The organism is Arcobacter sp. YIC-80 (assembly GCF_044841725.1).
In the GTDB taxonomy this organism is placed as follows: Bacteria; Campylobacterota; Campylobacteria; order Campylobacterales; family Arcobacteraceae; genus Arcobacter_B.
The window spans coordinates 689,384-712,851 of record NZ_JBJBSI010000001.1; the positions used below are offsets into that span (position 1 = coordinate 689,384).

The following is a 23,468-nucleotide window of genomic DNA, read 5'->3' on the forward strand; positions in this document are numbered from 1 at the left end:
TCTTTACTATTATATATTTTATTTTATAAAACTTCCTTTATCGATAATTATACATATCTATCATATAATACTAGCTTCAAAATTTCAAAGGTTATATATATGAAAGATACTATTAAAATTTTTAACGCAAAAGAAAACAATTTAAAAAATATTGATTTAGAAATACCCAAAAATAAACTTATTGTATTTACAGGACTTTCAGGGTCAGGGAAATCAACCTTAGCATTTGACACTCTATATGCAGAAGGTCAAAGAAGATATATTGAGTCTTTATCTGCTTATGCTAGACAATTTTTAGATAAAGTTGGAAAACCTGATGTTGAAAGAATTGAGGGATTAACACCTGCAATTGCTATTGATCAAAAAACAACATCAAAAAACCCAAGATCAACTGTTGGTACTATTACAGAAGTTTATGACTACTTTAGACTTTTATATGCAAGAGTAGGAAAACAGCACTGTCATCAATGTGGAGAGCCTATTTCAGAAATGAGTGCTTCTGATATTATTGATCAAGTACTTAAACTTCCTGAAAACTCAAAAGTTGTAATTTTAGCTCCTCTTATCAATAGAAAAAAAGGAACATTTACTGATTTACTAGAAAGTCTTAGAGGAAAAGGTTATGTAAGAGCCATGATTGATGGAGTTATGGCAAGACTTGATGAAGACATAGAACTTGAAAAAAATAAAATGCACACTATTAAAGTTGTTATTGATAGAGTTGTAATAAAAGAAGAAAATAAAGATAGAATTGCCCAAGATGTTGAGAAAGGACTAAAAGAGTCTTATGGAGAGCTTGAAATAGAAGTTTTAAACCATGAGGATGTAGGAGTTGAAAAACATATACATTATAGTGAGCACATGGCTTGTTTTTCATGTAAAATTTCGTTTGAACCTTTAGAGCCTTTATCTTTCTCTTTTAACTCACCAAAAGGTGCTTGTACTTCTTGTGATGGTTTAGGTATTAGATATGCTTTAGATATGAAAAAAGTTGTAAATGATGACTTACCTTTAGAAGATGGAGCTATTAGAATTATCTATGGTTTCAACAAAGGTTTTTACTTCAAAATGCTTATGGCATACTGTGAAGCGGCAGATATTGATGTAAAAATTCCATTTAGAGATTTACCAGAACATCAAAGAAAAGCTGTATTACATGGTGGAGTTGAAGAAGCAAAATTTACATGGAAAAGACACAACTTAGTTAGAAAATGGGAAGGAATTGTAAAACTTGCCTACGACATGATAAAAGATGAAAAAGACATGGCTGAATATATGACTGAAAAAGTTTGTGATTCGTGTAATGGAAATAGATTAAAACCCTCTTCTCAAAGTGTTTATGTAGCAAATAAAACAATTGGAGATATTATAAACAAACCTATTGAAGAGGCTCATGCTTTTTTCCAAGATGATAAGAATTTTGAATATTTTAATGATCAAGAAAAAATGATCTCTGCACCAATTTTGAAAGAGATAAAAGAAAGAATTTTCTTCTTGCATGATGTAGGACTTGGATATATTACATTAGGAAGAGATGCAAGAACTATTTCAGGTGGTGAAGCTCAAAGAATTAGAGTTGCTTCTCAAATTGGTTCTGGACTTACGGGAGTTATGTATGTACTTGATGAACCTTCAATTGGTTTACATGAAAGAGATACAAATAAACTTATAAAAACACTAAAAGCCCTACAAGAAAAAGGAAATACTGTAATAGTTGTAGAACATGATAAAGAAACAATTGAAGCTTCTGATTTTATAGTTGATATTGGGCCTAATGCAGGTAAATATGGAGGAGAAGTTGTTTTTGCAGGAACACTTAAACAAATGCAAAAAGCAAAAACTCTAACAGCTCAATATATGACAGGAAAGAAAAAAATAGATTACGTATATAATAGACCACAAGAAGAGTTTATAAAAATTAAAAATGTAACTATTAATAATATTAAAAATTTAGATGTTCAAATTCCTTTAAAAAACCTTTGTTCAATTACAGGAGTTTCAGGAAGTGGTAAATCATCACTTATTTTACAAACTCTTCTTCCTGTTGCAAAAGAGCTTTTAAATCATGCTAAAAAAGTTAAAAAAGTTGATGGTGTTGAGATTGAAGGTTTAGAAAGTCTTGACAAAGTAATCTATCTTGACCAAAGCCCAATTGGAAGGACTCCAAGAAGTAACCCTGCAACCTATACAGGATTAATGGATGAAATTAGAACACTATTTTCTAAAACAAAAGAAGCTAGTCTTAGAGGATATAAAATAGGAAGATTCTCATTTAATGTAAAAGGTGGTAGATGTGAAAAATGTCAAGGTGAAGGTGAAATAAAAATTGAAATGCACTTCTTACCAGATATTATGGTTAAGTGTGATGACTGTCAAGGACAAAGATATAATCCTCAAACTTTAGAAATCTTATACAAAGGTAAAAATATTTCTGATGTTTTAAATATGAGTGTAGATGAAGCCTTAGAGTTTTTTGTAAAAGTTCCAAAAATTCATGCAAAGCTAAAAACACTTTGTGATGTAGGTTTAGGATATATTACATTGGGACAAAATGCAGTTACACTATCAGGTGGTGAGGCTCAAAGAATCAAACTATCAAAAGAGTTATCTAAAAAAGATACAGGAAATACCTTATATGTATTAGATGAACCAACAACTGGTCTTCACTTTGCAGATGTTGATAGACTTACAAAAGTTTTACATCATTTAGTTGATTTAGGAAATTCGGTCTTAGTTATTGAACATAACTTAGATGTTGTTAAAAACTCTGATTGGGTTATTGATATAGGACCTGAGGGAGGAAATAAAGGTGGTAAACTTGTAGATGAAGGAACACCTGAACAATTAGCTTCAAGACATAAAAAAACAGGTTCTTACACTGGATATTATTTAGAAAAAGAACTTGAAGAGATGAAAAAATAATGAAAATTGATTATTCAATTTTTAATCAAGATACAGCAATAGATAGATTTATCTTTGCTGTGCAAAAAGGTTATTATGTAGAAGCACATGAACTACTTGAAGATGACTGGAATGAGTATAAAAAATTGGGTGAAAAGAAAAAAGCATTAGCTTTAAAAGGTTTAATAAATGGTGCAACAGCACTTGCTTTGTATCATATAAAGAAAAGACCTCATGCTTATGCTAAAGTTTGGCCTGTTTTTATAAAATATAAACCTTTATTAGAAGAAGTTGAATTAGAAAATAAAGATAAGTTTTATTATGCAAGAGATCTCTTAATAAAATTAAATAAAGAAATATAAAAGTCAAGTCAAGTTGTTTTGACTTAACTTTTTAAGAAGCACTATCTTTTGCTTGATTCATCAAAAATGCTTTTAATTTCATCATATCTTCAGTTGGAAATTGATTTTGAGACTCTCCTCTTTGTGCCCTTACAAAAAAATCTTTTGAAGAATCATTAAAGCCAAAATTCATATTAGTTAAAACATATTCATAACTATTTGTTGCTGATTCATTTTTTGCTTTTTCAATTTGAGCTGTTTCCCCTGCTTTTAAAAACTCCTCTCTTCTTAATTCAGAAAGATTGTTTCTTTCCCCAAGCTTTGAGGTTTGAGTTGAGGCATGTACTTGTTCTAATTCTAGCGATCTATTGTCTCTAAATTGATCAATTTTAGGTATTAATCCATATTCCATAATGTCCTCCTTTTATTAAAACTCGCTTAATAAATTTATTATACACAATTTCACTTGTATTGTCAAAAATTAAGTTTATTTTGATATGATTAGTTACTATTTTTTTAATTTAAAGGAGTCTTTATTGGAAGATAATTCCCCGAGGTGCAATTTTAAACAAAGTGAGCCCCAATGGAAATTTTAGTCTTACTATTTTTTGCGGTTGTTGGAACATCATTCTTGTGTTCTATTTTAGAGTCAATCCTACTTTCTACTAATGTATCATACATTTCTGTTCTTGAAAATAAAAATCCAAGTGCAGGTAAACTTCTAAAAAAACTTAAAACTGATATTGATAGCTCTATTGCTTCAATTTTAATTTTAAACACTATTGCTAACACTTTAGGTGCAACAGCTATTGGTGTTCAAGCACAAAATGTTTTTGGCGGAGACAAAACTTTAGTAATGGTAACTTCTATTGTTTTAACATTTTTAATTCTGTTTTTTGCAGAAATTATTCCTAAAACAATTGGTGCAGTATATTGGAAGCAACTAGCACCACTTGCAGGAAGAATTATAAATATGTTTATTTTCATTACTTTTCCACTTATTAAAATCACACAATTTGTGACTAAAAAAATTGGATCTGATACTAGTGATTCTATATCTAGGGAAGAGCTTATACATTCTACTTTATTAAGTGAAGAAGAAGGTGTAATTGGAGATTTAGAATCAGATATCATTGAAAATACATTAACTTTAAATAATATGAAGATTAAAGAAATTCTAACACCTAGATCTGTAGTATATGCAGTGGATAAAAATACTTCAATAAAAGATATTATTGAAGATAAGAGAACATTTAAGTTTTCAAGAGTTCCTGTATATGACGAAAGTATTGATAATATTGTTGGATTAATTTTGACAAAAAAACTATTCAAACAAGCAATTATTAATCAAGATGTTACTATTGAATCAATAATGAAACCTGTAATTTCTTTAAATGAAAATATTCCTGTGTCAAAAGCATTAAACATGTTTATTCAGAAGAAAGAACACATGTTTATTGTTGCTGATTCTTATGATCAAACAGAAGGTATTGTAACATTAGAAGATTGTATTGAAACACTTCTAGGATTAGAAATCATGGATGAATCTGATACAACAGCAGATATGAGAAGACTAGCTTTAAATAAAATGAAAGCTAAGAGAAAAGAAAAGGAGAGAGAGAAATGAGTTTTAAGAGCACAGTAATTAGTATTTTTGTTGTATTTGTAATTGCACTTATGTTAGCTGAGGGTGAACCAAAACCTCTAGCACCATGGTCTTATACAGAAGAAGGAGGTTCTGAAAAATGGGCTGAACTTGATGAAAGATATACTATGTGTGAAAAGGGAGTTAACCAATCACCTATTAATATAACAAATACTATTGATGCATCACTAGTACCTTTAAAATTTGAAGGTAATGCCAAAGGTACTATATTTGAGAATACAGGTCATGGTGTAAAAGTAAATATTTCAGGTGGAAATAAATTAATAATTGATGATGAAGAATACTCTTTAAAACAAATGCACTTCCACACACCAAGCGAAAATACTATTGATGGGAAGTCTTTCCCAATGGAAGCACATTTAGTACATGCAAAAGGTTCAAAATTAGCAGTTGTAGCTGTTATGCTTGAAGTTGGTTCTGATAATATAGTTTTAAATAAATTACTTAGAAACCTACCTGAAAAAGAAGGTGAAAAAAATCAATTAAAATCAAGTGTTGAAGGTTATGAAATTTTACCTGAGACTAAAGATTATTATAGATTTGATGGTTCATTAACTACTCCTCCTTGTACAGAAGGTGTTAAATGGTTTGTTTTAAAAACACCTGTTCAATTATCAAAAAGTCAATTAAATGATTTTGAAACTGTTATGGGTAAAAACAATAGACCTATTCAAGAAATTAACGCAAGAACAATCTTACATTAATAAAATTATATACTAAAGGTTTTCCTTTAGTATATTTACACTTTATGCCTTAATTAAACTATTAAATGATATAAATACTTTAAATTTAATATAAGAAGTATTTTATGAAAAACGAAAAACTAATAAACTTTATAGATTCATTTCAAAGTGTTGTAATTAACTCTTTAGATGAGAACAAAAATCCATTTTCTTCATACGCACCATTTGTTAAATATGAGAATTCATATTATGTATATTTATCAAATATGGCAAAGCACTCAAAAAATCTAAAAAACAATAAAAAATCTAGTATTTTCTTTTGTGAAGATGAAAATAGCTGTGAAAATATTTTTGCAAGAAAAAGAGTAATTATGCAATGTAATACAACTATAATAGAAAAAGACTCAAAAAAATATAATTCTATCCTTGATAGTTTTGAAAAGAAATTTGATAAAAAAATGGTTCAAACATTAAGAGCGATGAGTGACTTTAATGTTTATGAATTTAAAGCATTTTATGGAGAAGCTATTTTTGGTTTTGGAAAAGCATATAATCTTGGTGGAGAAAACTTTGATGAACTTATACAAAGAGAAGCTACAAAAGGTCATGGACACAAATAAAGTAGTTATGTCAAACTACTTTATTTATACAAGAGCTTTAAATCTCTCTATTAGATATTCTATTTTTAAATCATAAGCCAAGCTTAAAGCACTATTTCCTAACATATCTTCATGCTGTACACAAACATCATTAGTTAATAAATAATCTATACTTTGTATTTTATTATATAATACAGCATAGATTAAAGGTGTTGATTTTATATCATCATGTTCATTTAAATCTAATCCACAAGATTTTAAACATTTCAAAATTTTTACATCATCTTTATATACAGCATAATTTACAGCTAATAAGATATTTGTTACTTTTGTATCAATTCCTAAATCTATTAGTTTTTTGATAATATTCGTTTTTCTGTAGTAAATTGCCCAGAATAAAGCATTTCTACCTTTTGTGTCTCTTGCATTTATATTTGCACCTAAATGAATTAATTCATCAATTTTATCTTCTTTACCTTTTGAAATTGCACTAAAAAGTTCATTTGACAAAATATTAGAAAAATCTTTATTTATAAGTATATTATTTGACATTTGCTACTCCATTTATAATATTGATAATTGTTATCATAATAAATAAACTCTTAAGAACAGCTAAAACCTATACAAGAAAAGAATAAATTAATTTATTCTTGTTCTCGTTTTGCAGTAAATATTTTTCCATCTCCTGAAATTAAAATTGCTAAACCTTTAGTATTTTCAAATTGAGAAAGGATAATAAGAAGAATAACCATTAAAGGTACAGATAAAAACATACCAACAGTTCCCCACATAGCACCCCACATTACTAAGGATAAAATAACAACAAATTGTGAAATATTTAATTTATTTCCCATAAGTCTTGGATAGATTATATTTCCTATTAAAAATTGAATTGAAGCAAGACAAATAAGTAAAAATAAAACAGAAGTCAAATCTGTAAACTGTACCAATGCAAAAAGTATTGGAATTACCACAGCAATAATACTTCCAATTGTAGGAATAAAATTTAAAATAAAAGCTAAAAAGCCCCAAAGTACAGAACCTTCTAGTGAGAACAACTCACATATAATGTATGTTAATATACCTGTAGATAAACTAATAATAGTTGTGATTGAAATATACATTCTAATTGTTTTTGATATAGATTCTAAAACTTCTTTTGCTTTATTTCTTGTATCATAATTTTTAAATAAAGCATTTATTTTTGCATTAAAAAACCTTTGGTCAATTAATAAAAAAAGTACATATAAAAAAATCTGTAAAATATTACTTACAACAGAACCAAAAGCAGATATTACTTTATTAATAATTGAAGCTAAACTAAATTGTTCAAAAAGCTTTTCAAACTTTTGTGAGACATCAAAACCAACAAATGAAGATAATTTTTCTAAAATTGAAATAAATTTACTATCTAATTGAGAAATTGTATCACTCAATTCAACAATATTAGAAGCAATAAAACTTCCTGTTTCAAACATAAAATAAAAAATGATTATTAAAGAAAGAGGAATAGCTAACTTATCACCTATATTTGAATTAAAATATGGTATCTTTTTTATTGTGTTTGCTAGTGCATTAATCAAAAACCAAATTAAGATAGCAATTGCAAGTGGTGTTAGAATATTGTTTAAAGTTGTTAAAGCATAAATTATCAAAAAAATAAATGCTAAAAAATAAAATGCTGAAGCAAAATTTGTATTATAACTTCTTGCTTTAAATTTTTTTCTAGTGACTATATTTTTACCTAAATGATCCAAAATATTTACCTTGTATTAAATTAAAGTTAATAATAACAAATTAAATATTTGAAAGATATTTATTTTTTTAAATGTTTAGTTTCAAGTTCTTTTTGAAAATCTGTTTTTAGCATTTCTTCAATTTTCTTATCGATAATATCTAATGTTTTAAATTCTGTTTCCTTTGAAACATCAGGTAATTCTTCTTTAAAAAGTTTTTGTGCTTCAAAAAAACCATCTTCTATACCTTTTCTAGTCTCTTTTAAAGCATAAGGTTCATTTCCTGTTAAGTCTTCAACAAATTTAACTAATCTTTTTGAAGTCTCTTCTGATCCAAAAAAACCTTCTTTTGATAATAATTGTTTTGCTTCATCTTTTGTTAGTTGAGATATTGGTTTACCTGTATAGCCCATATCTTCTAAAGTAATTTTCTTCTCAAACTTATGACCTTCAAAAAAACTAATAAAGTCAATATTTCCACTTTCTAGTTTAGATAAAACTTGCTGTGCATTTGTATTTCCTTTTGAGAATTCTGCACTTTTTACATTTAAGTAGTTTTGAATACTGTGAGTTGATATAGATATTGAAACAGCAGCATTATGTAACTTGCTCTCATTTACTTCATCTATATAATTTGAGGCTGATAAATCTTTATTGTCAAGTAATGTTGTGTTTTTTTCATTGAAATTATTAAGATTTAAATTTAATTGATTTAATCCTAGGCCGTACATTATGTATCCTTTATAATACTATATTATACTTATACAATTCTTATTTTTTTCTTAAAGACTCTTTAGCTATCTTAATCTCCTCGTTCATAGTATTTATATAACCTTTTACACTAGTATATAAATAAAAGATTGATTGAACCATAAAGAAATAAAATGCATTTTCATATCCAATATAAACAAATATAACATCAGCAATAAAAAAACAAATAAAAGCAATTCCTCTAGTTTTATGATTATGACTAGATAAAAGAAAACTTCCAAATATTGCAATTGATGCTGCTAATAAATCTATTGGTAAAACCATAAAATCTATATTTGACATATTAGGAAGTATCGTTTTATATAATACAAATAAATAAATTGACAAAATGATACTTATTAAAAAGACATCCCTTTTTCTATTTTTAGTCAGTTTATAAATACCTAAAACTGCTGTAACAAAAAAGAGTATCATCTGGATAATTACTGGAACTTTCCCATTTAATGTAAAAAAAGTTAAAAGAGCTAAATTTGAAATGAAAAAACTTACAAACCCCCAGTAAATTGGACGAACATTATTTTTTGAGCTTTTTGACATCAAATATGCTCCAATTATTGAAAAAACTGCTCCTATTGCTTCAAGTATTATCATATTTTCACTTTTTATATAAATTTTCTGCAATTATATTCAATTTAACAAAATTTTCAATAAATATAATATGTAATTGACTATAATTCGTAAAAAAATAAAGTTTAGAATAAATGAACAATGAGAATTTAAAAAAATGCTACAAATGTTATAGACCTAAGACATCTTGTAGTTGCGAAAATATACAAATAAAACTAAAAACAAAAACTAAATTTGTCATTTTAATGCATCCAAAAGAGTTTAAAAAAACAAAAAATGGTACAGGGTTTATGACAAGAAACTCTATTAAAAACTGTGAAGTTATCATAGGAGTTGATTTTACAAATAATAAAAAAGTAAATAAGCTAATAGAGGATAAAAACTTTAGTCCTTATCTATTATATCCCCATGAACAAAGTATTAAAATCAACAAAGAAATAATTAATGATAATAAAAATCTTTTAATTTTTATACTTGACTCAACATGGCCTTGTTCAAAAAAAATGTTAAAGCAAAGTTTAAATCTACAAAAACTACCTAAATTAAGTTTCGAACATGATTTAAAATCTAATTTCAAATTTAAAACACAACCACAAGATGAGTGTTTATCTACTATTGAATCTACTTTTTGTTTACTACAAGAACTGCATAATCAAGAGATAGAAAATTTTAAAAGTAACAATTTGGATACATTTTTATTACCATTTCACAAAATGGTAGAATATCAACTAAATTGTATGAAAATACATAACAATTAAAGAGATATTTGTATATAATTTAATAACTCAAAAGGATTATAGAATTTAAGATGTTTAAAAAAATTATTTTACATATATGTATACTGTTTATCACACCCTCATTTTCAAATGAATTTACAAATCAAAATGAAACATTCGTTCAAGTACAACCAACATTTCATGAAAAAAGTAAAGAAGCTTTACATAAGCTTCTAAAATCTAAAAAAACAAGATCGGTATTTTTGTCAAGATATTCTTTAAAAAAATATTATAAAGAGTTTAACTATGAATTATTATGGCTTAAGGAAGATGGATTAAATAATTTTGCAAATGTACTACTTGAAGCTATTAAAAATGATCCTGTTTTAAAACCTCATTCTCAAAAAGTATTTAAGCTTTCATATTTTGAAAAAAAATATAAAGCCTTAAATAAAGAAGATAAAAACTATTTAATAAACATAGCTAAAATAGATTTTATTCTTACTGGTATGTATAGTAAATATATGAAATACCTTTCAAGTGGTTATATCAATTGGAAAGAATTTAAAGAGACACTTAAAGAGCTTGAAGAAAAAGATGATATTGATGCAGGTTGGGAAAAATATAATATTAGAAAAAATAGAATAAAACTTCTAAAAAAAGCAAAAGAAGAACAAGATTTAAATGTTGCTTTTAATGCTGTTAATTATACATTTCCCCAGGCAAAACAGCTTGAAAATAAAATAAAAGAGTTCGAGAAACTTGCTCTAGCTGGTGGATATATAAAACTTCCAAAATTTAGAGTCTTAAAAGAAGGTTCAAAAAGTGATATTGTTGAGATTTTAAGACAAAGACTTTTACAAAGTAATGATTTAATAAAAAATGATTGTACAATAACTATTAAAGCTGATAATTTAGTTACTAATAGTATTCAAAAAAATAATGACTTTACAACTACAAATGACTATAACACTACAAGTGATATCTCAAACATAGAAGAAAGAGAATGTTACAAAGTATTTGATGAAAATGTAAAAAAAGCTGTTATCTCTTTTCAAGAAAACCATGGACTTACACCAGATGGAGTAGTAGGAGCACAAACAAGAAGAGCTTTAAATATGTCTATTGAAAAGAAAATTGTTAAAATGAGACTTAATTTAGAAAGAATGAGATGGATGCCAAGAACACTTGGAGAAAACTTTTTACTTGTAAATATTCCTGAATACAAATTAAGAATGTATAAGAAAAATAAAGTAGAACTTGATATGCCAATAGTTGTAGGAAAAAGACAAAACCCTACTCCTATTTTTTCACATAAAATGTCTTTTGTAGTTTTAAACCCTTATTGGAGAATTCCTCAAAGTATTGTTGAAAAAGAGTTAATTCATAAAGTTATAAAAAACCCTAGCTACCTAAAAGAAAAAGGTATAAATATCCATGAAACTTGGGATCATAAATCAGCTACATTTGATGTAAGTGAAGTTGACTTACAAGCTATCTTACCTAAAAAAGAAGATGAGAAACTGAAAAATGATGAAGAAGCTTTAAATGCAATAGAAAAAGAAACAAATGAAGAAATAGTTGAAAATACAGAAATAAAGCCTATATATAGATTTATTCAAATTCCAAGTGAAACAAATCCACTAGGTAGAATGAAATTTATGTTTCCAAATAAATATTCTGTATATTTACATGATTCACCAGCAAAAAAATACTTTAAATATACAAAAAGAGCTTATTCTCATGGTTGTATAAGACTTGCTGAACCTAAAAAACTATTAGAAGCAATATCTAAAGAAGACTCAAGTCTTGACTTTGATGAAGCTAAAGAAGTTTTAACACAAATTGAAAAAAAGTCTATAGATTTAAAAAAGCAAATTCCTGTACACATGGTTTATTTAACATCATGGGTTGACGAAAATGGTAAATTACAATTTAGAAATGATGTTTATAGATATGATAGAATTCAAAAAAAGCTTTTATATAAAAGATAAAAGCTTTTTTATTTAATTAAGTAGAGTTTGTCTTTCATAAAATTAATATTTTTTACATATAACTGATGTTTTTCTTCTAAAACTTTCATAAAAAATCTAACTTCTGCATTTGTAAAACCATCTGGTTCTTTATCTTTTATAGAAACTTCTTCATTTTCCATAATTCTAATTCTTTTTAAAACTCCATTAGTAAGTTTAACATAATAAACAATATCTAATTGTGTTTGATTTACTTTCTCAATAGTTACAATAACTCTATTATCTCTAACATTCATATTAAAATTAGGGCATAACAAAGCAAAATCTTCACTTAAAATATAACCAATATACAATTTAGTATAAATATCAAAATATAAACTTAGTCTATAAGAAGAGAAAAATTTTAAGTCTACAATAAACTTTGGGTTAGATCTTGATTTTGTTAAAATCCACTCTAAAGTAGGGAAATATTGGAATTTTTTGTATCTAATACTTAAGGCTTCAATAAACTTTTTATTTTGTGAAGGCTTAAGAGTTTTTACATTCTTTTTAGTTCTTTTTGAAAAAATGATTTTTTTAATTAATTCTTCATCATCCAAATCTTTTGTAATCCAAACTGTTGCATAATTGGGAAAGTTTTTAATTCCAATAGAACCTTTAGTTAAAACTATTAATGCTCTTATTTGTAAAGTTGGGAAAATCATTTTTAGTAAAGCATATTTTTTAGCTAATCTTTTATTTAAACTAGAAGTTTTTTTAGAAGTACTCATTTCTACAAAATAAACTGAATCTTTTGTAAAAAATAAAGCATCAAACTCACTAATATCTTTATATGCAGACTTATATACAATCTGTGAGCTTCGGTCAATCAAAAGTCCACTTTTTATGTATTTATTCTCTTTATCTTGATAAGGTCCTTTAAGTACAAATCTTGTTATTTCATCCTGACTTTGAGCATATTCCATTAGTAATTCATAAACAATATTTTCATAAACTTCACCTCTAAAACTACCATAAGCAGATATATAAGAAGGATCATCTTCTGAAATATTTTTTTTGAATAATGCTCTTAAACTTTTACTATCATAAGAATAATGAAAAAGATTGTTTTTAATATTTGAAATGTCTAAATTTTTTATTTTTTCTGTAATTTTAAATTGATACAATTGTCTTTGATTAGATTTATAAATAAACCTATTTCCTTTTTAAGTTGAATTATTATATCTAAATAGATTTTAATAAAGATTAACATAATATAATAAATTAAATAATCATCAAAGGTATATAATGTCAAAAAATATTTTAATCACTGGTTGTAGTTCAGGGCTTGGCTTAGCATTAACAAATTTATATTTAGAAAAAGGCTTTAAAGTTTATGGAATAAGCCGAACAAAACCTCAAATTGAAAATAAAAATTTTATCTTTAAAAACTTTGATTTATCAAACATAAATGAAATAAAAATAAAACTTCAAAGTTTTATTGAAAATATTAAAACAATTGAAACTGTATATTTAAATGCCGGTATGTTAGGAGAAATAAAAGCTTCAACAAAAACTCAAGTTTCTGAATTAAATAAAGTATATGAATTAAATGTATATGCAAATAAAGAGCTTTTAGATATTTTAGCAACAATAAAAGTTAGCAATATAATTGCTATATCATCGGGAGCTTCTATAAATGGTTCAAAAGGTTGGGCGTCATACTCTTTATCAAAAGCAGGTGTAAATATGCTTATAAATTTATATTCAAAAGAATTACAAGAAACAAAACTCTTAGCAGTTGCTCCTGGAGTTATAGAAACTCCAATGACTGATTATATTAGATTTGATATAGATGATGAAGAGTTTCCTTCTGCAAAAAGACTAAAAGAGTCACATATACAAAAGCCTGAAGAAGCTGCAAAGAGATTAGATGATGTGATTTCAAATATTAACAATTTTGAAAGTGGTAGTTTTATTGATGTAAGAAATATCTAATTTTTATTATTTTTTTACTTATATTTAATAATAGCTTATTTTATAGAGTTATTATAATATTTTAAAATAATCTTTTAAATATTTATAAGATATAATAATAAAACTCTATGAAAGAAGGCTTTTCATGCAAAAAACTTTCAAAAACTATATTTTTTCAAATAAAATAATTTTAGTTTCAATTATCTTCATATTATGTTTTATTTTTAGTACTTATTTACACACTACTCTTACAAAAAAAGAAGCTTTAAAACATTCTGATACCATATCAAATCAAGTTTTTTCTTCAATGTACCAAATTATGAGAAAAGGTTGGAGTAGAGAAGATTTAAATCTTTTTACAAAATCATTGGAAGAAAATTTTAAAAATAGTAATTATGATATTAATATTTATAGATCAAAAAGTGTTGAAGAATTATTTGGAAAAATAAAAGAAAATCCAAAAGATGAAACTCTAAAAAATGTATTATTAGGAAAACACTCTGAAATAAAATCTTTTGAAAATAATATTGTTCGAAATATTATGCCACTAAAAGCAAATCAGGAATGTATGAAATGTCATACTAATGTAAAAGAAGGAGATACCCTAGGTATAGTTGAAGTAAACCAAGATTTAAACACAATTTTTAATGAATCAAAGTTTCAATATATTATATTTTTCTTAATTATAATTCCAATTTTTTATATCTCTGCATTTGTTTCTTCAAGATATACAACAAAGAAAATAACTAAAAGTTTATCTTTATTTAGACAAAAAGTAGAAAGCATAAACTCTATTGATGATTTCAAAAAATTTGATTCAAAGAATATTGACCTTTATTTCAAAGAATTTAATGACATTATTATAAATGTAGATGATATGGCAGAAAAATTAAAAAATGTAGCTGTAGACAAAGAACTTTTAGAATTTGAAATAAAACTTCTTGATAAGTTTATTATTACCTCTGATGTTGTAAAAGATTGGAGAGAATATATAAGTGACTTACTTTTAGAAATAAATAAAATTATGGAAACTTACACTTTAATGACAATGTTTAGAGTAGGAGATGATCAATTTGAAGTTGATATCTTTTGGCTAGCAATTCCCCAAGAAGATGTAAAAATAGTTTTTGAAGAGTATGTAGAAAATATGCTTAAAAACTCTGAGTATTTTAGAGGAATGAGTGATTTTAAGATCAAACACTTAGTTGCAAATAGACATGAGAAATTAGTAAATTTAGAAAAAGAAGATATTGAATATAGATCAAAGTCGCTTTTTTTAGAAAGTCCAAGAATTGGTGGAATAGTAGGAATTGGTCTACAATCTGTTTTAGCTACTGATCCAGTAAGATATATAGTCGTTGATTCAATTTTAACAACCATGGCAAACTTAGTAGGCTCTGTAAAAGCTATTCATAAATATACACAAGACTTAGAATACTATGCTGCAAGAGATCCACTTACTGATTTATTTAATCAAAGAGTCTTTAATGATATGATGACTTATGAAGTTAAAAGAGCAAATAGACATGAATACTCTTTTGCATTAATGATAATCGACTGTGATAACTTCAAACATATAAATGACAATTATGGACATAGCTTTGGTGATAAATTTTTACAAGCAATAGCAGATATACTAGAAACTCATAAAAGAGATGAAGATATCGTAGCTAGATATGGAGGAGATGAATTTACAATTATTCTTCCTGAATGTGATAGTAATGGAGCACATATAGTTGCTAGTAGAATTTCAAAAGAGATTAACAATACAAAACTAGAAGCCCCAAATGGAAATAAAATTAGTTTAACTATTTCTATTGGTATTTGTGTTTACCCTACTCATACAACATCTCAATCAGAAATGTTTATTATAGCTGATCACATGATGTATCAAGCAAAAGAAGAAGGTAAGAACCTTGTTAAACTTCCTACACAAGAGGATATTACTTATGTTTTAAAACAAAACCAAGAAAAATCTTCATTACTTATAAATGCTATTGAAAATAATGAAATTTACCCTTATTTTCAACCAATTAAACCAAGTCCATCAAATAAAGATGATTTGATAATTCATGAGTTACTTATGAGAATTAAACATAAAGATAAAATTATTTCTGCATTTGAATTTATAGAGATAGCAGAAGCTAGAGGATTAATAAATAAAATGGATTTAATTGTAATTGAAAAAGCTTTTGAACAAATAAATAAAACAAACTATAAAGGCTTACTTTTTATAAATCTATCTCCTAAATCACTTATTGTTGGAGACTTTATTGATAAAATAAACAATCTTGTAAATGAATATGAAATTAACAAAGACTTAATTGTTTTTGAAATAACAGAAAGAGAAACAGTAAAAAACTTTTCTCTTCTTGAAAGATTTGTAAAAAACCTTAAAGCAGAAGGTTATAAATTTGCTATTGATGATTTTGGTTCTGGTTTTTCATCATTTCATTATATTAAAAAATTTCCTATTGACTATTTAAAAATAGATGGAGATTTTATTATAAATATAAATAAAGATAATAAAGATAAAGCTTTTGTAAATAGTATATCTACTTTAGCACAAGAGTTAAAAGTAAAAACTATTGCTGAATATGTAGAAAATGAAGATATTGTAAAAACCTTAGATTTATTAAATATTGATTATTGTCAAGGTTATCATACAGGAAGACCTTCACTAAACTTTCAAGAAAAATGAAGCACTAAACTAGTGCTTCACTTAACATACCTACGATAAACCCAAGATTTACTCCCATAGCTAAAAAACGACTATTCTTCACTCTAATTGAGGGAGCTATATCTTGAAAAATTAAATACAATATTCCACCAGCTGCAAAAATCATTAAACCTGATGTTATTTCAGAAGTATCTTTTAAAAAATAAAAACCTAATAAAGAAAAAATAACTCCTATAAAACTTAGACAGAAAAGAATTATCAAAGATTTATATTTTGAAAAATGAGAATTTCTTAACTCCATATAAGAGTTGAAGGCTTCAGGGAAATTTTGAAAAGAGATAAAAACTGCTAATAATATCCCAATATTATGATCATAAACAAAAAGAGCACCTAAAGCAATTGATTCGGGAATAAAATCTAAAAGCATTGCTAAAATTTGAGAAATATTAGCACTATTTTTTTTAATAAAAGTATCAAGATAATAAAAAATAAAAGCTCCAATTAAAAAAAGAATAACACTTGAAATAATATTTAAATTCTCCATTCCTTTGGGAATTAATACAAAAGAGACTGCTGATAACATTATTCCAGTAACAAAAGCTGTTAAAAAATGTACTACTTTTCTTTTTAATGCCCTATTTTCTATAGTTCTTTCAAAATAAAAAGAACTTAAACCTCCTAAAAAAACAGTGATTCCAGCAATAAATGAAAAAAAGATAACTTCAAAAAGCATAACCTACCCTAAAATATAATTTTTCGATTATATCATAGGGTCTGTTTAAAAGAAATAATAAATTAATTTTTCTTTTTTTGAATTGATTTAATATTAATTAACATTAATATTGAAATAATAAATGCAACTACAAAGAAGCCAGCAAAAACATAAAGTGTTTGAGAATATGAACCAGTAGAGTCTTTAACAAGTGAAATAATTAAAGGGCCTACTAAACCTGCTGCTGCCCAGGCAGTTAATATATACCCATGAATAGCACCCAACTCTTTTGTTCCAAAAATATCTCCAATATATGCAGGAATTGAAGCAAAACCACCACCATAACAGCTCATTATAAAATAAATCACTACTTGGAAAATAATAATTTCACTAATTGAAGGTAGTACATAAAATGCAATTGCTTGAGTTAAAAAGAAAATTATATAAACAACAGGTCTTGTTAAATAATCAGATAAAGAAGCCCATACAATTCTTCCAGCCCCATTAAAAATACCCATAAGTCCAACAGCAGCTGCTGCTGCAATTGCTGATACTCCAATCACTTCTTGAAGTAGAGGTGAAGCAACACCAATTAAAGCAATTCCACAAGTTACATTTATAAATAACATAAGCCATAAACCATAAAATCTAGGTGTTTTAATAGCTTCATTTAAAGATAAAGAAGCTAAATCTTCTTTTAATTTCTTTTTACCTTCTTTTAGCTTTTTCTTAAACTTTTTAGGAAGATAATTATCTTCGGGCTTTTCTAAATAAAGTGCTGATACAAACATAACAACAAAGTAAATAGCTCCCAAAATAAAAAATGTTCCAGCTATACCTACTTTTTCAATCAAAATCTTTATAGTTGGGCCCCAAATAGCAGAAGCAAAACCAAAGCCCATTATTGCTAAGCCTGTAGCCATTCCTCTTTTATCTGGAAACCATTTCACTAAAGTTGATACAGGTGAGATATACCCTATTCCTAATCCACATCCACCTAAAACTCCATAAAAAAAGTATAAAAGCATTTTTGATTCCATCAAAATAGCTAAACCTGAACCAGCTGTTCCTAAACCAAAAAGTGATGCTGCAATAATTGCAGAAACCCTAGGACCATTTTTTTCAACAAACTTCCCCATAAGTGCCGCTGATAATCCTAAAAAGAAAATTGCAATACTAAATGCAATTGTAACATCAGTTAATGTCCAAGACATTTGCGTTTGAATTGGATTTACATACACACTCCAAGCATATACAGAACCAATACAAATATGTACACCTACAGCACTAAGTGCCATAAGCCAACGATTTTTTTCAACCATAACTCTTCTTTCTTATAAAATGTAAGTGAATTTTATAAAAAGATTGTATAAGAGTATATTAATTAAAAAGTTTACAAAATGAAATTACTTTTTAAAAACTAAATTCTTTAAACTTCTTTCTTCATCACTACAAGGGAAAGTCTCTAAGTTACTCAATCTTTTAACATATTGAAAATTAGGTGCATTTTTTGAAAAAATATCTTTTAAAAATTGAACAGTAAGTTCTGGAGCATTTAAACAAGCTAAAACTATACATTCATCATTTGCTAATTCATCAAGTTTTTTTATAATTTTTTCATAATCTTTTGTTGCTGCAAAACTTCCTTTTTGAAAACTTGGTGGATCGATTATGATAATATCATAAGGGCCTTGTTTTTTTATCCTACTCCAAGATTTTAAAATATTATAAGGCATAAATTCAATATTTTTTGTACTTAAATTATTTATATGATGATTTTTTCTTCCTTGCGTTAAAGCACCTTTAGACATATCTACATTAACTACTTTTGAAGCCTTAGCATTAGAAGCTACCACTGAAAAAGCACAAGTATAAGAAAATAAATTTAAAACTTTTTTTTCTTTCGCAATAGAAGCTATAAACTCACGGCCTTTTTTCATATCGAAAAATAATCCTGAATTTTTATTTTTAAAATTAAGTGAATACTTTAAATTATTTTCAATAGCAAAATATTCATCTACAATTTCCCCTTCTAAAACTTCTACCTCGGTATTATTTAAAAATCTTTTTTGTAAAAGTAACAGTTCAAAATCATACTCTTGATAAACTTCTAAAAATAGTTTTTTTAAGTTTTCTTCTAAACCTTCTGGAATATTTTCAAACAAACTTATATATAAAACTTTATGTATTGAATCAATAGTTAAAAAGCTATATGCTTCATAAAAATTCCCTCTTCCATGAAAAACTCTTTTTACTTCATCTGTTTTATCTTTTAAATTGTTCTTTATTATTAGTTTTAATTCATCTATATTCATTTTCTACCTTAAAGTAAATTTGCCATTTTTATATCTAAAATTTCATATTCAAAACATTTAGAGTTAATATTCAATTCAATTTCATCATTTTTATGCTTTCCAAAAAGGGTTTTTCCTAAAGGAGCTTTAATAGATATTTTATTTTCACTTGGGTTTGTTTCATAAGTACCTACTATAGTAAATTCTTTTATTTCATCTGTATTTAAATCAAGTAACTTTACAGATGAACCAAAATTTACTTTTTCATGATTTAAAGTTGTAATATCAATAACTTCTGAATTATTAATAATTTTATCTAAAAATCTTAGCCTTTTATCTGTATTTCTAATTTGCTCTTTTGCACTAATATACTCTGCATTTTCACTTCTATCACCATGTTGGGCTGCAATTTGTTTTTGCTTTACCCAATAAGGCTTTTCTTTTTCCAAAAGATGTTTAAACTCTTGTACAATTTTTTCATATCCTACTGAACTAATTAATTCTTTTTTCATTTGAGTATTATATTTAATTTTTTCAAAAATCATATAAAACTTGTAAATAGTATACTTTTATGTTAAAATAATTTAAGTTCATGGTTTTATAAGTAATATAATATATTTAATTTTACGAGTAATAAATAAAAGGTAAATACTATGAATCCTACAATCTTAAAACTGGTAATACTTTTATTATTAATAAGCAATCTTCATAGTCATACTAATAATTCCGCTAAAAATAATGAAATAATATTACAATTACAATGGAAAAATCAGTTTCAATTTGCAGGATATTATATAGCAAAAGAAAAAGGTTTTTATAAAGATTTAAACATTAATGTAAAAATCAAAGAAAAAACTTACGGACAAGAAATTGTAGATGAAGTAATCAATAAAAAAGCTCATTTTGCAATAGGAAGATCTTCTTTAGTTTTAGACAGAGCAAAAAATAAAAAGATTGTTTTGTTAGCTTCAATTTTACAATCCTCTCCACAAATTTTATTAACTTTAAAAAAATCAAATATTAATAAAATTGAAGATTTCAAAAATAAAAGAATTATGATTACAGGTAATGCTAAAAATGATATTGTTTTAAAAAGTATGTTCTTTTCTAAAAAAATAAATGATAAAGATATGATTATTAAAAGACATACATTTAATTTATCAGATTTGATTTATGGGAATACAGATATCATAGTTGCATATATATCAAATGAACCTTTTATTTTAAAAAACAAATACAATTTAGAAAGTAAAATCTTTGATCCTAAAAAATATGGTTTTGACTTCTATGAAGATATTTTATTTACTCATGAAGACTTAGTAAATAGCAATCCAACACTAGTAAAAAACTTCAAAAATGCTTCCTTAAAAGGCTGGAAGTATGCTTTTAATAATATTGAAGAAACTGTAGATATTATTTATAAAAAATATAATACTCAAAATAAATCAAAAGAAGCACTTTTTTATGAAGCAAAAGAATTAAAAAAACTTGCATATTATAAAACTGACACTTTAGGTAAAATTGACCAGAAAAAAGTAGAAAAAATTTATGATTTTTATAAACTTATGGGGGAAACTACACATCCAATTAATTATGAAAATTTCATTTTTAAAAACTATAAATTAAAACTAACACAAAAAGAAATAGTATATTTAAAAAGAAAAAAAGAGCTATTATTATGTATTGATCCAAACTGGCTCCCTTTTGAAAAGTTCGATGAAAATAAAAACTATATAGGTCTAACAAAAGAGTATTACGATTTATTTTCAAAAAAACTAAATATACCAATTAAACCTGTGTCTACAAATTCTTGGAGACAAACACTAGAATTTATGAAAAAAAGAAAATGTGATATTCTATCTTTAGCAATGAGTACAGAAGAGAGAAAAAAATATTTAGATTTTACGAGTAATTATATTACCGTACCTTTAGTTTTAGCAACAAAGATAAATGTACCTTTTATTGATGACTTAAACTATTTAAAAAATAAAAAAATAGCAATTATTGAGGATTATGCTTTTTTTGAAACTTTTAAAGAAAATTATAAAAATATTGAATTTGTAAGTGTTAAAAATATAGAAGAAGGTTTAAAAAAAGTAGCAAAAGAAGAAATATTTGGTTTTATTAGTAGTATTGCTGACATTAGTTATGAAATTAGAAACAACTATATTAATGAACTAAAAATCACTGCAAAATTTGATGAAAAATTAGAAATGGCTATAGGCCTTAGAAATGATGAAAAACTATTAAAAAATATTTTTCAAAAACTATTAAATACTTTACCAAAAGAGTTCGAAAAAAATACTCAAAATAAATATTTTTCTACTAAAGTTGAACAATTCAAGGATTATACTCTATTTTGGCAAACTACAATTTTCTTTTTATTCATTATTACAATAATTTTATATTGGAGTTATAAGCTAAAATTAGAAAAAAATAAAAATGAAAAGATTATGAAAGAGCTAAAATTCACACAAAATGAACTAAAAATAAAAAATAAAAGATTGAAATTTTTAGCAAGAGTTGATAAGTTAACAAATGTTTTTAATAGAACTAAATTAGATGAAGTTATAGAAAAAGAAATAAATAGAGCAAAAAGATTTAATAGAACTTTTTCTGTGATACTTATAGATATTGATGACTTTAAATCTATAAATGACAATTATGGACATTTAATAGGAGATAAAGTTTTAGTTGAATTAGCAAATATTTTAAAACAATATTCAAGAAATGTTGATACAGTAGGAAGATGGGGAGGAGAAGAGTTTTTAATCATCTGTCCCGAAACCCATAAACAAGGGGTAATTGAACATGCTAAATATTTACAAAAACAGATCAATATGTATAAATTCAATGATGTCCAAAAACTTACTGTAAGTATTGGTTTATCCACATACGATATTAAAGACGATATGGATTCTTTAGTAAAAAGAGCTGATGATGCTTTATATAAAGTTAAGAACAATGGAAAAAACAATATTACTTTTCAAGACTAATTTGAGTTAATTTTATCGAATATTTTAAGATAAAAAAAGTTAAGTTTAGTATTATTAGAAAACTAAATTTAAAGGTAAATAATGAAATTTGAAAAGTTATATAAAGGTAAATTAAAAAAAAGATATAAAAGATTTTTAGCTGATATTATTTTAGAAACAGGTGAAGAAATAACTGCACATGTACCTAATAGTGGTGCAATGACTTCATGTATAGAAGAAAACTGTGCAGTTTGGGTAACTTATCATGATAATCCAAAAAGAAAACTCAAATATACATTAGAATTAACAAAAATCAATGAAAACCTTATATGCACAAATACAGGAGTAGCCAATAAAATAGCAATTGAAGCTATTAAAAATGATGTAATAAAAGAGCTTAAAGGGTATGAATTTTTAAAACCTGAACAAAAATATGGTCAAAATAGTAGAATTGATATTCTTTTAGAAAATGAAAATGATGAAAAAAAATGTTATGTTGAAATTAAAAGTGTTAGTTTAAGAATAGATAACACATTGGCCTTCCCTGATGCTGTAACAACAAGAGGAACAAAACACTTAAATGAGTTAATTGAAATGGTAAATCAAGGACATAGAGCTGTTATGCTTTATATAATACAAAGAACTGATAACTTAGGTTTTGAAATCGCCAAACAAATTGATCCAAAATATTTTGAAGCTTTTGAAATTGCTAGACAAAAAGGAGTTGAAATATTAGTTTATCAATCAAATATAAATCTAAATGAAATTTATGTAGAAAAAAAAGTGGACTTCAAAACCCTATAAAAGTATAATATAAAAAATTCTTATTTTAAATATAATTATAATTAATTCTTATTAAAATAAACATAAGTTAAATAAGTTATAATTATAATATAAA

General features: G+C 25.6%; 21 protein-coding genes. 11 read left to right on the top strand and 10 right to left on the bottom strand.

The genetic code is table 11. The features are described from left to right. The first annotated feature begins 99 nt into the window (after positions 1-99). Positions 100-2,922 carry an excinuclease ABC subunit UvrA gene (gene uvrA / locus ACH5BK_RS03240; RefSeq protein WP_404304371.1) on the top strand — a complete coding sequence of 941 codons (2,823 nt, stop codon included), beginning with the start codon at positions 100-102 and terminating at the stop codon, positions 2,920-2,922. Beyond that, on the top strand, positions 2,922-3,263 hold the full coding sequence (locus ACH5BK_RS03245) for a DUF309 domain-containing protein (protein ID WP_404304373.1): 342 nt from the start codon (positions 2,922-2,924) through the stop codon (positions 3,261-3,263). Before uvrA ends, ACH5BK_RS03245 begins: the two co-directional genes overlap by 1 nt. A 31-nt stretch (positions 3,264-3,294) precedes the next feature. Here ACH5BK_RS03245 and ACH5BK_RS03250 read toward each other — a convergent pair whose 3' ends face one another. After that, positions 3,295-3,654 (bottom strand): hypothetical protein, encoded by a 360-nt coding sequence (locus tag ACH5BK_RS03250; RefSeq protein ID WP_404304375.1) that lies wholly within the window; start codon positions 3,652-3,654, stop codon positions 3,295-3,297. Between the two features lie 171 nt (positions 3,655-3,825). Between ACH5BK_RS03250 and ACH5BK_RS03255 the strand changes: the two genes are divergently transcribed. From ACH5BK_RS03255 to ACH5BK_RS03265, 3 genes are all read left to right on the top strand, one after another. Continuing rightward, positions 3,826-4,869 (top strand): hemolysin family protein, encoded by a 1,044-nt coding sequence (locus ACH5BK_RS03255; protein ID WP_404304377.1) that lies wholly within the window; start codon positions 3,826-3,828, stop codon positions 4,867-4,869. After that, entirely contained in the window at positions 4,866-5,612 is a 747-nt protein-coding gene (locus tag ACH5BK_RS03260) for a carbonic anhydrase (RefSeq protein ID WP_404304378.1), read from the top strand. The genes ACH5BK_RS03255 and ACH5BK_RS03260 overlap by 4 nt, the downstream gene beginning before the upstream one ends. Positions 5,613-5,716: 104 nt before the next feature. Continuing rightward, positions 5,717-6,211 carry a HugZ family protein gene (locus tag ACH5BK_RS03265; protein ID WP_404304380.1) on the top strand — a complete coding sequence of 165 codons (495 nt, stop codon included), beginning with the start codon at positions 5,717-5,719 and terminating at the stop codon, positions 6,209-6,211. A gap of 24 nt (positions 6,212-6,235) precedes the next feature. On the opposite strand, the gene ACH5BK_RS03270 is transcribed toward ACH5BK_RS03265, so the two are convergent. From ACH5BK_RS03270 to ACH5BK_RS03285, 4 genes are all read right to left on the bottom strand, one after another. Further along, positions 6,236-6,742: an ankyrin repeat domain-containing protein gene (locus ACH5BK_RS03270; RefSeq protein ID WP_404304382.1), complete on the bottom strand. Its 507-nt coding sequence runs from the start codon at positions 6,740-6,742 to the stop codon at positions 6,236-6,238. Between the two features lie 92 nt (positions 6,743-6,834). Continuing rightward, positions 6,835-7,947, bottom strand: coding sequence for an AI-2E family transporter (locus tag ACH5BK_RS03275; protein WP_404304384.1), 1,113 nt, complete (start codon positions 7,945-7,947; stop codon positions 6,835-6,837). Positions 7,948-8,006: 59 nt separating this feature from the next. After that, a complete protein-coding gene (locus ACH5BK_RS03280; protein ID WP_404304386.1) occupies positions 8,007-8,657 on the bottom strand; it encodes a hypothetical protein in 651 nt (216 codons plus the stop codon). 40 nt (positions 8,658-8,697) lie between these two features. Further along, a complete protein-coding gene (locus ACH5BK_RS03285) occupies positions 8,698-9,288 on the bottom strand; it encodes a hypothetical protein (RefSeq protein WP_404304388.1) in 591 nt (196 codons plus the stop codon). Between the two features lie 110 nt (positions 9,289-9,398). Between ACH5BK_RS03285 and ACH5BK_RS03290 the strand changes: the two genes are divergently transcribed. Together ACH5BK_RS03290 and ACH5BK_RS03295 are read left to right on the top strand one after the other, a co-directional pair. Next, the gene (locus ACH5BK_RS03290) at positions 9,399-10,022 is read left to right on the top strand and encodes a tRNA-uridine aminocarboxypropyltransferase (RefSeq protein ID WP_404304390.1); all 624 of its coding nucleotides are present in this window, start codon (positions 9,399-9,401) and stop codon (positions 10,020-10,022) included. A gap of 50 nt (positions 10,023-10,072) precedes the next feature. Further along, positions 10,073-11,974, top strand: coding sequence for a murein L,D-transpeptidase (locus tag ACH5BK_RS03295; protein ID WP_404304392.1), 1,902 nt, complete (start codon positions 10,073-10,075; stop codon positions 11,972-11,974). 8 nt (positions 11,975-11,982) lie between these two features. Here the strand turns inward: ACH5BK_RS03295 and ACH5BK_RS03300 are convergent, their stop codons facing one another. Continuing rightward, positions 11,983-13,119: a hypothetical protein gene (locus ACH5BK_RS03300; RefSeq protein WP_404304394.1), complete on the bottom strand. Its 1,137-nt coding sequence runs from the start codon at positions 13,117-13,119 to the stop codon at positions 11,983-11,985. Between the two features lie 121 nt (positions 13,120-13,240). Between ACH5BK_RS03300 and ACH5BK_RS03305 the strand changes: the two genes are divergently transcribed. Both ACH5BK_RS03305 and ACH5BK_RS03310 read left to right on the top strand, forming a co-directional pair. Beyond that, entirely contained in the window at positions 13,241-13,930 is a 690-nt protein-coding gene (locus ACH5BK_RS03305) for an SDR family NAD(P)-dependent oxidoreductase (RefSeq protein ID WP_404304396.1), read from the top strand. A gap of 124 nt (positions 13,931-14,054) precedes the next feature. Beyond that, positions 14,055-16,610, top strand: a complete 2,556-nt coding sequence (locus ACH5BK_RS03310; protein ID WP_404304398.1) for a putative bifunctional diguanylate cyclase/phosphodiesterase — start codon at positions 14,055-14,057, stop codon at positions 16,608-16,610. A 4-nt stretch (positions 16,611-16,614) separates the two neighbouring features. On the opposite strand, the gene ACH5BK_RS03315 is transcribed toward ACH5BK_RS03310, so the two are convergent. The 4 genes from ACH5BK_RS03315 to greA form a co-directional block, all read right to left on the bottom strand. Continuing rightward, positions 16,615-17,322, bottom strand: coding sequence for a ZIP family metal transporter (locus ACH5BK_RS03315; protein WP_404304400.1), 708 nt, complete (start codon positions 17,320-17,322; stop codon positions 16,615-16,617). A 62-nt stretch (positions 17,323-17,384) separates the two neighbouring features. Beyond that, positions 17,385-18,623 (bottom strand): OFA family MFS transporter, encoded by a 1,239-nt coding sequence (locus tag ACH5BK_RS03320; RefSeq protein ID WP_404304402.1) that lies wholly within the window; start codon positions 18,621-18,623, stop codon positions 17,385-17,387. Positions 18,624-18,707: 84 nt separating this feature from the next. Next, complete coding sequence (locus ACH5BK_RS03325; protein WP_404304404.1) at positions 18,708-19,616, bottom strand: class I SAM-dependent methyltransferase; 909 nt, start codon at positions 19,614-19,616, stop codon at positions 18,708-18,710. A gap of 8 nt (positions 19,617-19,624) precedes the next feature. Beyond that, complete coding sequence (gene greA, locus ACH5BK_RS03330; protein ID WP_404304405.1) at positions 19,625-20,140, bottom strand: transcription elongation factor GreA; 516 nt, start codon at positions 20,138-20,140, stop codon at positions 19,625-19,627. A 108-nt stretch (positions 20,141-20,248) separates the two neighbouring features. Between greA and ACH5BK_RS03335 the strand changes: the two genes are divergently transcribed. Both ACH5BK_RS03335 and sfsA read left to right on the top strand, forming a co-directional pair. Next, positions 20,249-22,591: a diguanylate cyclase gene (locus ACH5BK_RS03335; protein ID WP_404304407.1), complete on the top strand. Its 2,343-nt coding sequence runs from the start codon at positions 20,249-20,251 to the stop codon at positions 22,589-22,591. 81 nt (positions 22,592-22,672) lie between these two features. After that, the gene (sfsA, locus tag ACH5BK_RS03340; RefSeq protein WP_404304409.1) at positions 22,673-23,374 is read left to right on the top strand and encodes a DNA/RNA nuclease SfsA; all 702 of its coding nucleotides are present in this window, start codon (positions 22,673-22,675) and stop codon (positions 23,372-23,374) included. Positions 23,375-23,468: the final 94 nt, after the last annotated feature.

Coding starts and splice junctions, on each gene's coding strand:
- ACH5BK_RS03270 (WP_404304382.1), bottom strand. CDS start 6,742: ATGTCAAATAATATACTTATAAATAAAGATTTTTCTAATATTTTGTCA.
- ACH5BK_RS03310 (WP_404304398.1), top strand. CDS start 14,055: ATGCAAAAAACTTTCAAAAACTATATTTTTTCAAATAAAATAATTTTA.
- sfsA (WP_404304409.1), top strand. CDS start 22,673: ATGAAATTTGAAAAGTTATATAAAGGTAAATTAAAAAAAAGATATAAA.
- ACH5BK_RS03315 (WP_404304400.1), bottom strand. CDS start 17,322: ATGCTTTTTGAAGTTATCTTTTTTTCATTTATTGCTGGAATCACTGTT.
- ACH5BK_RS03255 (WP_404304377.1), top strand. CDS start 3,826: ATGGAAATTTTAGTCTTACTATTTTTTGCGGTTGTTGGAACATCATTC.
- ACH5BK_RS03305 (WP_404304396.1), top strand. CDS start 13,241: ATGTCAAAAAATATTTTAATCACTGGTTGTAGTTCAGGGCTTGGCTTA.
- ACH5BK_RS03250 (WP_404304375.1), bottom strand. CDS start 3,654: ATGGAATATGGATTAATACCTAAAATTGATCAATTTAGAGACAATAGA.
- ACH5BK_RS03325 (WP_404304404.1), bottom strand. CDS start 19,616: ATGAATATAGATGAATTAAAACTAATAATAAAGAACAATTTAAAAGAT.
- ACH5BK_RS03280 (WP_404304386.1), bottom strand. CDS start 8,657: ATGTACGGCCTAGGATTAAATCAATTAAATTTAAATCTTAATAATTTC.
- greA (WP_404304405.1), bottom strand. CDS start 20,140: ATGATTTTTGAAAAAATTAAATATAATACTCAAATGAAAAAAGAATTA.
- ACH5BK_RS03320 (WP_404304402.1), bottom strand. CDS start 18,623: ATGGTTGAAAAAAATCGTTGGCTTATGGCACTTAGTGCTGTAGGTGTA.
- ACH5BK_RS03265 (WP_404304380.1), top strand. CDS start 5,717: ATGAAAAACGAAAAACTAATAAACTTTATAGATTCATTTCAAAGTGTT.
- ACH5BK_RS03245 (WP_404304373.1), top strand. CDS start 2,922: ATGAAAATTGATTATTCAATTTTTAATCAAGATACAGCAATAGATAGA.
- ACH5BK_RS03285 (WP_404304388.1), bottom strand. CDS start 9,288: ATGATAATACTTGAAGCAATAGGAGCAGTTTTTTCAATAATTGGAGCA.
- ACH5BK_RS03335 (WP_404304407.1), top strand. CDS start 20,249: ATGAATCCTACAATCTTAAAACTGGTAATACTTTTATTATTAATAAGC.
- ACH5BK_RS03295 (WP_404304392.1), top strand. CDS start 10,073: ATGTTTAAAAAAATTATTTTACATATATGTATACTGTTTATCACACCC.
- uvrA (WP_404304371.1), top strand. CDS start 100: ATGAAAGATACTATTAAAATTTTTAACGCAAAAGAAAACAATTTAAAA.
- ACH5BK_RS03260 (WP_404304378.1), top strand. CDS start 4,866: ATGAGTTTTAAGAGCACAGTAATTAGTATTTTTGTTGTATTTGTAATT.
- ACH5BK_RS03290 (WP_404304390.1), top strand. CDS start 9,399: ATGAACAATGAGAATTTAAAAAAATGCTACAAATGTTATAGACCTAAG.